This is a genomic window from Capnocytophaga sp. CM59 (genome assembly GCF_000293175.1).
GTDB classification, from domain to species: Bacteria; Bacteroidota; Bacteroidia; order Flavobacteriales; family Flavobacteriaceae; genus Capnocytophaga; species Capnocytophaga granulosa.
Map to the genome: position 1 here is coordinate 36,247 of NZ_ALNN01000012.1, position 12,303 is coordinate 48,549.

The following is a 12,303-nucleotide window of genomic DNA, read 5'->3' on the forward strand; positions in this document are numbered from 1 at the left end:
AGGATTTTTTATTAACTTCAAATCAATCTTTCATTTTGTTATGAATACAATCATTGTAAACCCCTACTACACCCTTATTGCTGCTACTTTAGTACTGCTCCTTGGGCGACTTCTTGTGGCTAAAATCAAATTACTCCAGAACTTCAACATCCCTGAACCGGTGGCTGGCGGACTGCTGATGTCCTTCCTTGTCTACCTTTTATATATTGTAACGGGGCTTTCCTTCGAAAACGGACTTACGTTTGGGGAAGGGATCTCCTTGAATTTTGACAAGGGGCTTCAGGACTCCTTCATGTTATTTTTCTTCACCTCTATCGGACTAAGTGCAGACCTTTCCCGCTTGAAATCAGGGGGTATCGGATTGTTCATCTTCTTAGGGATAGTAGCACTGTTCATCGTAGTACAAAATATTGTAGGGATAGGCTTGGCCTCTGCCTTTGGCTTAGAGCCCATAATAGGGTTAGTAACTGGCTCCATTACCCTTACCGGTGGACATGGTACCGCTGGGGCTTGGGGTAAGGTGCTCGAACAAGATTATCATATACAAGGGGCTACTGCCTTAGGGATGGCATCCGCTACCTTTGGCTTGGTATTAGGAGGACTCATCGGAGGACCTGTTGCACGCCGCTTGGTCAATAAAATGGGCAGAAAACCACTCTCCGAGGAGGCTCAGAAGAACAACAATGATAACGATAACGATACAGAAGTAAGCGTATTCGAACAACCTGAAAAACAACGCCTTATTACCTCCAAGTCCGCTATTGAGACCATGGCGCTCTTTGCTGCCTGCCTCTCCTTCTCTGCCCTGATGGACTCCAATACGGTAAAGGCTTTCTTCCCTGACAAGTTCACCTTACCTCAATTCGTTTGGGCATTGTTCTTTGGCGTATTCTTACGCAATATACTCACCTACGTCTTCAAAATCAAAATGTTCGATCGTGCTATCGATGTCTTCGGCAATGCTTCCCTAAGTCTCTTCTTAGGTATTGCGCTACTAAACCTTAAGTTATGGCAGCTTTTGGACTTAGCACTTCCAATGCTCGTAATTTTGGCTGTACAGACCTTTGTAATGAGCACCTATGCTTATTTTGTCACCTACCGCCTAATGGGCAAGGACTACGATGCTGCCGTATTAGCCGGCGGACATTGTGGGTTCGGCTTGGGAGCGACTCCAACTGCGGTAGCCAATATGCAATCTATCACTGACAAATTTGGTCCCTCACATAAGGCCTTCCTCATTGTGCCTATGGTCGGTGCTTTCTTTGTGGATTTTGTAAACGCCTTTATCCTTACTGGATTCGTCTATATCTTAAGACTAATTGCGTAACATCAAAAGTGAAGCATGAATAGCAACCTCTTTGCTTTTCACGCTTCACTTTTCATTTTTTACGGTGACTTGTATAAACCCTCTCAAAATTAAAAACTCGAAAACTCTTAGATGAGATACATTCTCGCTTCTGCTTCGGCGCGTCGCCAACAGTTCCTCAAGGATTTAGGAATAGACTTTGAGTTGCGCCTCTCCCCCACCGATGAATCCTACCCTCCTGAACTAGAAGGAGCGGAAATTCCCATGTATATAGCTCAGCAAAAGGCCGTTCCACTGCTACCGACCCTCAAGGACGATGAGGTGCTGATCACTGCCGATACCCTTATTTGGTTTGAAGGTGAGGCCATAGGAAAGCCTAAGGACTATACAGATGCTTTCCAAACACTCAGTCGCTTCTCAGGTCATAACCATGAGGTAATCACGGCTGTGTGCCTGGCTACCACTCAAAAGCAAGTGGCCTTTTACGACACCACTTTAGTTACTTTCGCAACCCTCACCCCAGAGATGATTGACTACTACCTCACCCATTACCAACCTTATGACAAGGCAGGCAGCTATGGCATCCAAGAATGGATCGGAGCCGTAGGCATTCGCTCTATACAAGGCTCTTATAACAACGTCGTAGGCTTCCCTACGCAACTATTTTGGGAACAACTGAAATTAGTGAAAAGTGAAAAGTAAAGAGTGAAAAGCGGCTCTTCACTTTTCACTCTTCATTTTTCACTTATTAGTCTGGTACAAAAATATTCTCCCCATCTTGATTTTCGTAGAGGGTACCCAGGCGTTTGCCTTTTTCCTTGGAAGAAGTATTGGAAGAAGAGGCGCCTTTGGCTGTTTTATATTTGGTGATTTTCTCTCCTTTTTTCTGGATAATCTCCATATCATCACCATTCTTATTGACAATGGTAAAGTCTCCCCCAGTGAAGAAAGCCGAGAGGTTCAGGTTCATGACCATGGACACCATCAGAGCGACGGAGAAGACCATAGCCACATCAAAGAGATTGACTACCACGCTTAGCGGGTCGGCATCATCGTCCTTAAAAGGCGTTGTTCTGCGGTTGTTTCTCATTTTTGGGTATTTTGTTGGTTACGGATACGAGTAATATAATCCAGTTGGTTCACCTCCTTGGCATACCAACGTTGCTTGAACTGTAGGGTTACCAATCCCACCAAACTCACTACCAATCCCACTACGGTAGTGGCAAAAACCACCTGCATATTGGAAGCCATTTTGGAAATATCGCCTTGGGAGAGTCCCGTAAGGGCAGGACTCATAGCAATCAGTGTACCGATAAGTCCCAATACAGGGCCTACCTTGGCCAAGAGCTTAGAGGTTACCACATCTTTTTCCGCATCATTCTCAAAGTTGGTAATCATATAATCGGCATAGGTATCATCGGCAGGGCGGGCAAGTATAGCACGCAAATATTTTATATACAGCGAATTATCTTTTTCAGGAAGTGCCGCCTGCAACTCTTGCATTCGCTCAGGGGTTAGCTGATTAAGGATAGGGCGCAATTGCCGCTCGTTCTTATACTTAGTGATATACTGGTTGTAGAAGCTCCCCACCAAGAACAAAGCCCTAACGAAGAGTACCAATAGTACGATAATATCTGGTATCAGTAAGCTATCAGATACTAAGAAGAGGATCTGTGAGATATTGTCCATTTATAATTAGATTATTTCTAAGGGCAAAGATACGAATAAAATAAGAAATGACCAATGAGAAATATATAATAATTCAATAATGGTTAATGATTCATCCTCGTATGGGATGAATCATTAACCATTACTGATTAATAAATATCTCTTATTCTTCCACGGCTTGGTTTACTGTACCAGGGAAGTAATAGTTAGGTTCTGAGATACTTCTCATATAGTATACTGGCCCCAAGGTTGCCGATAAGCTGGACTTCCAAAGATAGATACCTTGGGAACTGATTTGAATAAAATGAGTCAATCGCTCCTGTGCCATCTGTAGAATTTCTTCATTATCAGGATCTATCCAGAACTCATCCATATCCTCATGCTCGCCTATGAAGGTGATGTATATCTTCTTATCACGGATTTCATAGTTGCATTTGTATGCGTAATACACTCTATCATTCTGGTCTCCTGTAGGGGTATAGCCTACCCGCAAGAGAGGAGTATCTGCATCGGATTGGAAGAGTAACTCATAGGAGAAGAATTTCCCTTCACCTACCTCTGTATAGAAGTCTCTTTTGAAGTCCGGACTCATATAAGGCAAGTTAAGATGTGCTTGATCGCCTAAGAGTACTATAAAGTCACTAACAACATCCCCTTGGGATTCGAACTCATCCATAGGATTATTGAAGTGTCTTAGCTCAATAGTCACTCCATTGCTTTGTGCTCTATAGTTCAGCGGAGGAGTTCCTGGCTCTGCTGTCATATGAGTAAATTTTTCTCCTGCTATCTCCAAAGAAGGTGTGAAAGTCAGTCCATTAGAATTCACCGCAATACCTGCTCGGCTTGCTTTGTGACTATCCTGCATGGAGGTAAAAAGGAACATACGGAAGGCACTTCTTACAAAGTAGTTCTCCACTCCTTGAGCAGAAGTCACCTTCAAGTAATAGGTATGATCAATACCATCAAGCTGTTCACCTTGAGTACCTATAGTTGTCCAATCCTCTTCTGTGGCCTTCTCGAAATAAAGGAATTGTTCGGTCGCCTTTCGTTGGGTTTTGAACTTAAGTTTATCACCCTCCTGCCCTATATAGACAAACTGAAACTCTCCTTCAAGACCTTTACCAATATGCTCACGAGGGTCTGAGCTATAGGTAAGGGGTTCAAGCAGGGTATGAATGTAGTTTCGGGTGGTAAAGACCAAAAGGGGACCTTGTCCTTCCTGAATTTGGTAACCACTCTCCTGAGGAGTTGTCCCACTACCGAAATCAGCTACCATTGTTACACGTCCTGCGAGGGTGAACTTCATTAGAAAGGTATAGCCTCCGAAGGTATTCTTTTTAGGAAAATAGCTCAATTTCCATCCATAAGGCGCCTCCGAGAGCGTTTTTTTGAGATTTTCCTTGTTCTGCTGTATACGTTCGGAGGCGTTTTTACCCAGCAGCAAATCGGGTTCGTTCTTTTGACATCCGGTTACAGCTATGATAGCGAGTAGGTATAATATTTTTCTCATTTTAGTATCCGTTTTGGTTTACAAATAGTTCTGCATTCTTTGGTAAGCAACCCTTTGAAGCTGATAGAAGTCGATACCCCATTCGGCTCTGAAGTACTCCACGATAAAGGCTTCCTTCTTCTTAAGAGCTACCTTCCCTTTCTCAGGCATCGTATTGAGGGCGGCATCCCATTGTGCCTTGGACTTCATGAGCATATGAGAGGTCATTTCGGCAAAGTCCTCAAAGGGGTTTGCTGCTGCATAGTTAGTAATAAAGCCTAAGGCATTGGCCTGAGCCGTTGTCTTACCATGCCAAGAAGAGCTGTAATCATCGGGGGTTATTTTTCCAAATTCAGGTGCAAAAGGCTTATGCTGATTGACGATATGGCAGTACTCATGCTGAATGGTATGGATAATGTGCCTGATATTGTCCTCATCTGGATGGGCCGGATCATAATAGTCAACGCGAGCGATGGTGATCTTAGCCCCATTGTCAGCCTGACCGAGAGTTTCCTCGAAGAGGTAAGTCTCAGGATTGCGCTGAGGATCTAAGTTACGCCCTCCGATAAGGCTTATCTGTCGAGGGGCTACTTGGCTAACAAAAGTCGTACCGGCTACCTGCTGATAGGCTCCTAACCAAACGTACTTGATCATCTCCAAGAAAGGCTGTACCTTACTTTCAGTCGGCGGATATAGATAGCGCCCCAGCTCGTAGTTGATATCCACATATTTGTAATTGACCTCTATATTATAGGGATTGATATATTCGTTTTGGATATAGGTATCCAGAGCTGTGCGGGGATCCGTATCGTCATGGATCACACTTTGGGGATCGAGTGTCTCTTTCTTATTGCAGCTGGAAAGGACAACAGAAAGGACAATACATATATAGGTTATTTTTTTCATACTTCAAAGAATTAAAAAGATTAACGAGGGTTGGGTGCCATACCAAATTCAAGGGCGCTATTAGGAATTTGAAGCTCTCGACGAGGGTCGTCCTTGGTGAGTTCTATTTGGCCATCACCCACCTTATGCACGACCTTCATCCCTAAGCGCTTGTTATCAAACCAGCGCAAACCCTCTTGTACAAACTCCACTCGTCGGATATCCACCACAGCTTGAAGCCATTCTCTCTGTCGGGTTGTGAGGGGATAGGAAGGATCGAAATCAACTCCTCTACCCTGATAACGCCTATCAAGTGCCGCCTGAGTCATATAGCGCTCGAAAGTCATACGAGGGAAGGGATAAGCCTCATTGGGTCGGGAGCTATTATGGGTCTTAGGAATGAGATAGGTAAAGAGATCTCGACGGAACTGATCTAAGTTGCCAGACATTAGGTAGGCTTCCAAGCGGTTGAGGTAAACCTCGTCATAAGAGAACAAAACCGCTGCACTATAATAAACCCTAGTACCTGCCGAACGATTTACATACTTATAGTAGTAGTTAGACTTAGGAAAAACGATATTACCTGCACCATCTCCCAAAGCCGAATTAACTGCTTCCCAACTGATATTGGAAAAGTTCAAAGGATGGGTATTACGAGGAGAACAGATCTCCGCCATCTTTTGCAAAGTTAGGCTATACTTATGAGTCTGGAAACGATAGGCCAAGGCAGAGCGAGCCGTCCCCACAAGTATATTCGATGGATTAGTGGATTCTGTATAGTAAGCACTTCTGGATTCAAGAGCTACCGCATTGAGGGTTTTTATGTTCCTGAGCTTAGTTTCTGCATTGGCTCCCAAAACAGCATCGGCATGTTCAATTACCTTATCCCACTGGGCTTTCATTAGGTAAAAGCGCGTAGCAAAGGCATGAGCTGCCGCTGTGGTAAAGTGAAAACGAGGTTGCTTATATTTGCTATCATCGAGCAAGGGAAGCCCTTGAGTGAGGTCTCGCTCTATGGCATCATAATATTCCTTAAGTGGGATACGAGTGTATCGCCCAAAGACATGCTTTTCAGGCTCAGTAACATAGGCCAATCCCAAATCTGTGGTAGCGGTAGCCTCATTATAAGGCTTACACCAAAGGTAAGCCAACATAAAATGGGCATAGGCTCGTGCTACCAAGGCTTCTCCTTTGATATAGTTATATTGGGCTGTCTCGCCTAATTCAGCATAGGATTCCAAGGCCTGATTGGCTGCCCCAATGGCTGCATAGCAGGCTATCCAATAGTCGGTTGGGGTATTGTCCTCTCCATCTATCTCATTGTTATCTCTCCAGAAATACATATCTGTATTAAGGGTTGAGATGCCTAAGAAGGAGGTTTTCTCGCTTACATTATCACTCATCATCTCTGCGATGTAGGTAGGAAAGCGATTAGGATACGCACCGACCAAGAGTTCCTCTATTTTTTCAGTACTATCTATTTCTGTACGGCTATCAGGTAGGTCGTCTAATATTTTGTTACAGGCGCTCAGCACCAAGGTAAGGGCTAAGGCCAAGAGGGACAAGTATTTGTTTCTTTTCATGAGTTGCTGTTTTGTTAGATTCCAAGATTAATGGTAAAGGTATATTGGGGTGTGATTGGGTAGGCTACTCCTCCAGAGCGGAAGAATTCTGGATCCTGTCCGTTCAAGTCCTTATGAGCATAGATTAGGAAGGGGTTGGAGGCTTGTAAGCGTAGGGTCAGGTTCCCTATGTTCAGATTTTCCAAAACTTCCTTATCAAAGGTATAGGAGAGGGAGATGCTCTTCATTCGTACAAAAGAGCCATCGACTACACGAGCGGTAGAGTGGTTATAAGCGCTATAAGCTCTTGAGATATAGGCCTTGTTTTCCTCATTGAGTGTTCGCTGAGAGACAATGCCTGGGATTTGAGTTAAGGCCTCATCTCCAGGGGCTACCCAGCGATTCTTGAACTCTCTTGGGAAGACACTTAAGTCATCATAGCCAGCTCCTTTGTATAGGGGTGCCTTGCGAATCTTATTGCCCGCTTGCATGGTAATGAGGAAGTTTAGCTCCCAATTTTTGTAACGGAAAGTATTGCTAAGTCCTCCTGTGATGTTGGGATCGACCGCTCCTTCTTTCTTGAGATAGGAGAGGATATTATCACGGTCTTGGAAATCAATATCTTTATAATCAGTACTTCCGTTCTTGAGGTTCAATAGCGGCATTCCTTGGCTATTAAGACCAGCAAAATCATAGGAATAAAGGGTGTTACGCGGATTACCCAATACATTGCCCCCTGTCTCACGTACTAAGTTGAAAACACTGTTGGAGGCATTGGCCAAGGAGGTAATCTCTTGGTTAAAATAAGCAAAGTTCACACTAGTACTCCAAGTGAAATCCTCAGTCTTGAAGTTACGAGTATCTAGTACTAGCTCAACCCCACGAGTGGTCATGGAGGCATCATTAGCATACTTATTCATTTCCCCTCCCATACCGGAAGTACGCACGATGTCTAATAAGTCCTTGGAGTTCTTCTGGTAGAGGTCTACCGAGAGGGAGATCGCATTGGAAAGGAAGCCTATGTCGGTACCAAAGTTAGTCTCATATACCTTCTCCCAAGTAAGGTCTGAGTTCTGAAGAGAAAGGATACGGATTAGGCGTTCATTATCCTGGTTGCGGAAGCGGGGGGTGATGGTACTGACCATGATAGGTAAGGCATTTCCTATATTGTTCAGTCCTGCAATCAGTCCATAGCTAAGACGGAAAGAGAGGTTAGAGAGGGCATGGGTTGTAGGCAAGAAATGTTCGTTGGTTACATTCCAGCGACCACTAATATTCCAAGTAGGAAGCCAACGAGCCTTACGGCTTCTACCTAGCTGGTTAGAGCCCTCATAGTTCAGTGTACCAGAGAAGATATAGCGATTGCGGAAGCCATAGGATGCTTGAGAGAAGAAAGCTACCCCTCGTTCACGACCGGTAGAGCGATCAAAGTATTGGGCGTTATCGGCAATCACCTTCTCTATGATTCGAGGATCGGTGAAGACTACTCCACCACGATTGAACTGATAGCCATAACCATCGAAGGATTGGTTATCCCTATCTGTATAACGAAATTCTTGTCCTAAGAAGAGCTTAAGAGTATGCTTGTCCTGCTCATCTTGGTCTTTGAAAGCCTTATTGTACTCCAAGGCATTGCGTAAGTAGTAGCTTTGGAGGTTATTTTGTTCCAGCTTATAGATACCTCCGTTGGGAAGAACCACCTGTGGGAGGGCTGAAGGATCATCAGGGTTGCGGTATAAGAATGGGTTACGCTCTCCTATAATCATATTATCGTTGGCTCGGTAAGCTCCTACCACATTGGAACCTTCGGTGATAGTGTGCTCTTGGGTACTTTGGGCATAACGTACCGAACCTAAGAACTTATATTTGAGTTCAGGAGTAAACTTGATCTCTAAGTCGCTTTGGAGCTTGTACTCCATCATCTTCAGATCTATATAGTTATTCTTTAGCTCCTTAAGAATATTCATAGGGGCATAGTTCATACGATAATAATCGTAGTTGCCTTCATCATCATAGGGGCGTAGTGCACGAGTGGTATTAAGTGCATAGCTGAAGGGGTTGATATCGAAATCACGTTCGTACTCCCCTGTCACCTGATTGCTCGAACGGGAGAAGGTACCCGGTGCTTTTTGGTTACGGATGGCTCCTTGTGCTAGGATACCTATCTTCACCTTAGAAGAGAGGTCATAAGTGGTCTTGATATTTCCGGTAATACGGTGTACCCTATCGGCTATAGTCCATCCTGGGTCTACAAAGAAGCCCAAGGAACTATAGATAGTCGTATTCTCTCCTCCACCACTAAGGCTCAAGGTATGATTTTGAGTTAAGGAAGGTCGGAAGAGAGTTTTGAACCAGTCCGTATTGGCATACTCATATTTGCGCAAGAAGGCATTACGTGCTTCAGGGCTGTTCTGTAATAGAAAACGACCAGTGGCAGGGTTATAGGTATCGGTATTTCGGTACATGATGTGGTAAGCCCCACCTTGCTGAGCAGCCGTATAAGTAGCTCGGTCTAAATAGCCCTTTTGCTCCAACTCACGATAGACACTCATGGTCTCTTGGGAGTTCATCAGGTCGAATTGTGCATAATTAGGAATCATACGTACAGACTCCTCCAACTGGTAGCTCAGTTGTGTCTTCACATTGCGTTTTCCGCTTTTGGTAGTAATGATTACGGCTCCATTAAGCGCACGTGCTCCATATAGGGAAAGTGCAGAGGCATCCTTAAGGATTTCTATACTCTCAATATCATTGGCATTTAGCCCTGAGATTGCTGAGCTAATTAGGGTTGAGGCATCTCCAGAGGCTAACTGTTCGAAGGAAAGGTTCACCACCTCCTCTTGTACAGCTCCATCCACTACCCAGAGGGGTTTGGTATCTCCAAAGATAGAAGAACCTCCACGTATGGTAATCTTAGGAGAAGTACCAAAAGTACCTGAGAGGTTCTGTACATTGACCCCTGCTGAACGCCCCTCAAGCATACGACCCACATCTACAACTCCATCTTGCTTGATGTTGTCTATCTTAAGTGTTTGCGAATTACCCGTAAAGAGTTTTTTATCTATCTCTTGGTAACCTGTGAAGACAAGGCCTGTAAGCTCTGTTACTTCTTCTTTAAGAACCACATTCAACACTTTGTTATTCCCCACCATTCGCTCCACTGGAGTACTACCTACCATAGAGAAAACAAGTACGGATTTATCACCCGCCACCTTGATGGAGAACTTCCCTTCCAAATCGGTATCCACTCCATGAGTGGTTCCCTTCTCCACTACAGAGACTCCTAACAAAGGCCGCCCATCTTGGTCCTTGACCACACCTGTTACGGTCTGCTCCTGAGCATATAACCCCGAGAATGTGAGCCATAAAAACCCCAGTAGCACATACAACCATTTTCTTTTCATGTTCTTGATACGTTTAAGCAATTAGTTTTGCAAATATTCAGAAAAAAATCTGAGAAAAGCAAATTTTTACGTGACTATTTCTGCAGCCAACATTTCATTAAGTAAAACATCCCCAATTTACACAGAAAACTATACAAAACATAGTGTTAATTATTAACAAAACTAATTAATATTACGCAATTAACCGTTTTTATTAAAAACACAAAATCAAAACACTAAAAACAATACTTATTTTTAATTCTCAACAAAAATCTATTAATAGCCTTATAATGAACATTATAGCCATTTTTCCTCCATAGATTATTATCTTATAAATAGAATATATCACTGTCTCTTAATTGATAATTTAACCGTTTTAACAAATTAAGTTTTTATAACAATTCATCATTATTGGCATTAATCATTAATCATCATTGTATTAATCACTAATAATTATTGCATTAATCATTATTTTTGTATCTTTGCCCTCTCAAACTATTACAATGAAACATATAGAAGCAATCGGGAGGTATTTCCTGATGTTATACGAGATATTCCGCAAACGTACCAAGTGGTCTATTACTAAAAAACTCATTCTCAAAGAGATAGACGACCTTATGTACGGCTCACTGGGAATCATTGCCTTTATCTCCCTCTTCGTGGGGGCGGTAATTGCTATACAAATGGCACTGAATATTGACAACCCACTGATTCCTAAAAGCCTTATTGGTTTCGCTACACGCCAAACGTTTATATTGGAGTTTGCTCCTACCTTTACCTCTATCATCGTAGCAGGTAAAGTGGGGTCATTTATCACCTCCAGTATAGGTACGATGCGAGTAACCGAGCAGATTGATGCGCTAGATATCATGGGAGTTAATTCGCTTAACTACCTGATATTCCCCAAGATAGTCGCCCTTTTGCTCTATCCTTTTGCGATCTGTATGTCCATGGCCTTAGGGATATATGGAGGATATATCGCCGCCACTGTAGGGCACTATGCTACCTCGGCCGAGTTCTTAGAGGGTATCAGGCTTCAGTTCCGCCCCTTTGACATCACCTATGCGCTGATCAAGAGTGTGATTTTTGCCTTTGTCTTAGCTACTATCCCTGCCTATCATGGGTATTATATGAAGGGGGGTGCTTTAGACGTAGGAAAGGCCAGCACCGTCTCTTTTGTATGGACGAGTGTGGCCATCATTGTCATTGATTTTATCATTACCCAAATCCTACTTACGTAATATGATTGAAGTTCAAGATATTAAAAAATCCTTTGACGGAGTAGAGGTACTCAAAGGTATTTCTGCTACTTTCCACAAGGGAAAAACCAACCTGATTATCGGACAAAGTGGTTCTGGAAAGACGGTCTTCCTCAAGACCCTTTTGGGCTTATTTGTGCCCGATAGCGGACACATCATCTACGATGGGGTCAGGTATAACGACATGAACAAGGAGCAACGCCGTAAGCTCCGCCAGGAAATGGGTATGGTCTTTCAGGGCAGTGCCCTCTTTGACTCCATGACGGTGGAGGAGAACGTGATGTTCCCCCTTGAGATGTTCTCCAAGCTCTCGCCTGCGGAAATGAAAGATCGGGTGGATTTTGTACTAGAGAAAGTCAATCTGGTCGATGCCCATCACAAGAAACCCTCAGAGATCTCTGGGGGTATGCAAAAGCGTGTGGCCATTGCCCGCGCAGTGGTCAATGAACCCAAATATCTCTTCTGTGACGAACCCAATTCGGGTCTTGACCCTAAAACGTCCATAGTGATTGATAACCTTATTCACACTGTTACCGAAGAGTTCAACATCACCACCATTATCAACACCCATGATATGAACTCTGTAATGGAGATAGGCGAACAAATTATCTTTCTCAAAAATGGCTACAAAGAGTGGGAAGGTAGTAAAGATACTATCTTCAAAACAGATAATAAAGCCGTTACCGACTTCGTATACTCCTCCGAGTTGTTTAAAAAAGTAAGGAAGATGTACTTAGATAGTGACTAGTGA

At 43.6% G+C, this 12,303-nt stretch carries 10 protein-coding genes; 4 read left to right on the forward strand and 6 right to left on the reverse strand.

Annotated elements, in window-relative coordinates:
- Window positions 1–40: 40 nt before the first annotated feature.
- Both gltS and HMPREF1154_RS03265 read left to right on the forward strand, forming a co-directional pair.
- Window positions 41–1,327 carry a sodium/glutamate symporter gene (gltS, locus tag HMPREF1154_RS03260; protein WP_009641132.1) on the forward strand — a complete coding sequence of 429 codons (1,287 nt, stop codon included), beginning with the start codon at window positions 41–43 and terminating at the stop codon, window positions 1,325–1,327.
- A gap of 111 nt (window positions 1,328–1,438) precedes the next feature.
- Window positions 1,439–2,008, forward strand: a complete 570-nt coding sequence (locus HMPREF1154_RS03265; RefSeq protein WP_009641115.1) for a Maf family nucleotide pyrophosphatase — start codon at window positions 1,439–1,441, stop codon at window positions 2,006–2,008.
- 46 nt (window positions 2,009–2,054) lie between these two features.
- Here the strand turns inward: HMPREF1154_RS03265 and HMPREF1154_RS03270 are convergent, their stop codons facing one another.
- The 6 genes from HMPREF1154_RS03270 to HMPREF1154_RS03295 all read right to left on the reverse strand — a co-directional run bounded on the left by HMPREF1154_RS03270 (window position 2,055) and on the right by HMPREF1154_RS03295 (window position 10,314).
- Window positions 2,055–2,396, reverse strand: a complete 342-nt coding sequence (locus tag HMPREF1154_RS03270) for a DUF2149 domain-containing protein (protein ID WP_009641108.1) — start codon at window positions 2,394–2,396, stop codon at window positions 2,055–2,057.
- On the reverse strand, window positions 2,393–2,995 hold the full coding sequence (locus tag HMPREF1154_RS03275; RefSeq protein WP_009641162.1) for a MotA/TolQ/ExbB proton channel family protein: 603 nt from the start codon (window positions 2,993–2,995) through the stop codon (window positions 2,393–2,395). Before HMPREF1154_RS03275 ends, HMPREF1154_RS03270 begins: the two co-directional genes overlap by 4 nt.
- Window positions 2,996–3,137: 142 nt before the next feature.
- The gene (locus tag HMPREF1154_RS03280) at window positions 3,138–4,484 is read right to left on the reverse strand and encodes a DUF4302 domain-containing protein (protein ID WP_009641126.1); all 1,347 of its coding nucleotides are present in this window, start codon (window positions 4,482–4,484) and stop codon (window positions 3,138–3,140) included.
- An 18-nt stretch (window positions 4,485–4,502) separates the two neighbouring features.
- On the reverse strand, window positions 4,503–5,369 hold the full coding sequence (locus HMPREF1154_RS03285; protein WP_009641123.1) for a substrate import-associated zinc metallohydrolase lipoprotein: 867 nt from the start codon (window positions 5,367–5,369) through the stop codon (window positions 4,503–4,505).
- Window positions 5,370–5,389: 20 nt separating this feature from the next.
- Window positions 5,390–6,931, reverse strand: coding sequence for a RagB/SusD family nutrient uptake outer membrane protein (locus HMPREF1154_RS03290; protein WP_009641161.1), 1,542 nt, complete (start codon window positions 6,929–6,931; stop codon window positions 5,390–5,392).
- A gap of 14 nt (window positions 6,932–6,945) precedes the next feature.
- Window positions 6,946–10,314: a SusC/RagA family TonB-linked outer membrane protein gene (locus HMPREF1154_RS03295; RefSeq protein ID WP_034566831.1), complete on the reverse strand. Its 3,369-nt coding sequence runs from the start codon at window positions 10,312–10,314 to the stop codon at window positions 6,946–6,948.
- A gap of 482 nt (window positions 10,315–10,796) precedes the next feature.
- On the opposite strand from HMPREF1154_RS03295, the gene HMPREF1154_RS03300 reads away from it, so the two are divergent.
- Together HMPREF1154_RS03300 and HMPREF1154_RS03305 are read left to right on the forward strand one after the other, a co-directional pair.
- A complete protein-coding gene (locus tag HMPREF1154_RS03300; RefSeq protein ID WP_009641102.1) occupies window positions 10,797–11,534 on the forward strand; it encodes an MlaE family ABC transporter permease in 738 nt (245 codons plus the stop codon).
- 1 nt (window position 11,535) lies between these two features.
- Complete coding sequence (locus HMPREF1154_RS03305; protein ID WP_009641128.1) at window positions 11,536–12,300, forward strand: ABC transporter ATP-binding protein; 765 nt, start codon at window positions 11,536–11,538, stop codon at window positions 12,298–12,300.
- Window positions 12,301–12,303 lie beyond the last annotated feature (3 nt).

What these genes read in the sequence shown, in the direction of transcription:
- gltS (WP_009641132.1), top strand. Translation starts at nt 41, where the DNA reads ATGAATACAATCATTGTAAACCCCTACTACACCCTTATTGCTGCTACT.
- HMPREF1154_RS03265 (WP_009641115.1), top strand. Translation starts at nt 1,439, where the DNA reads ATGAGATACATTCTCGCTTCTGCTTCGGCGCGTCGCCAACAGTTCCTC.
- HMPREF1154_RS03270 (WP_009641108.1), bottom strand. Translation starts at nt 2,396, where the DNA reads ATGAGAAACAACCGCAGAACAACGCCTTTTAAGGACGATGATGCCGAC.
- HMPREF1154_RS03275 (WP_009641162.1), bottom strand. Translation starts at nt 2,995, where the DNA reads ATGGACAATATCTCACAGATCCTCTTCTTAGTATCTGATAGCTTACTG.
- HMPREF1154_RS03280 (WP_009641126.1), bottom strand. Translation starts at nt 4,484, where the DNA reads ATGAGAAAAATATTATACCTACTCGCTATCATAGCTGTAACCGGATGT.
- HMPREF1154_RS03285 (WP_009641123.1), bottom strand. Translation starts at nt 5,369, where the DNA reads ATGAAAAAAATAACCTATATATGTATTGTCCTTTCTGTTGTCCTTTCC.
- HMPREF1154_RS03290 (WP_009641161.1), bottom strand. Translation starts at nt 6,931, where the DNA reads ATGAAAAGAAACAAATACTTGTCCCTCTTGGCCTTAGCCCTTACCTTG.
- HMPREF1154_RS03295 (WP_034566831.1), bottom strand. Translation starts at nt 10,314, where the DNA reads ATGAAAAGAAAATGGTTGTATGTGCTACTGGGGTTTTTATGGCTCACA.
- HMPREF1154_RS03300 (WP_009641102.1), top strand. Translation starts at nt 10,797, where the DNA reads ATGAAACATATAGAAGCAATCGGGAGGTATTTCCTGATGTTATACGAG.
- HMPREF1154_RS03305 (WP_009641128.1), top strand. Translation starts at nt 11,536, where the DNA reads ATGATTGAAGTTCAAGATATTAAAAAATCCTTTGACGGAGTAGAGGTA.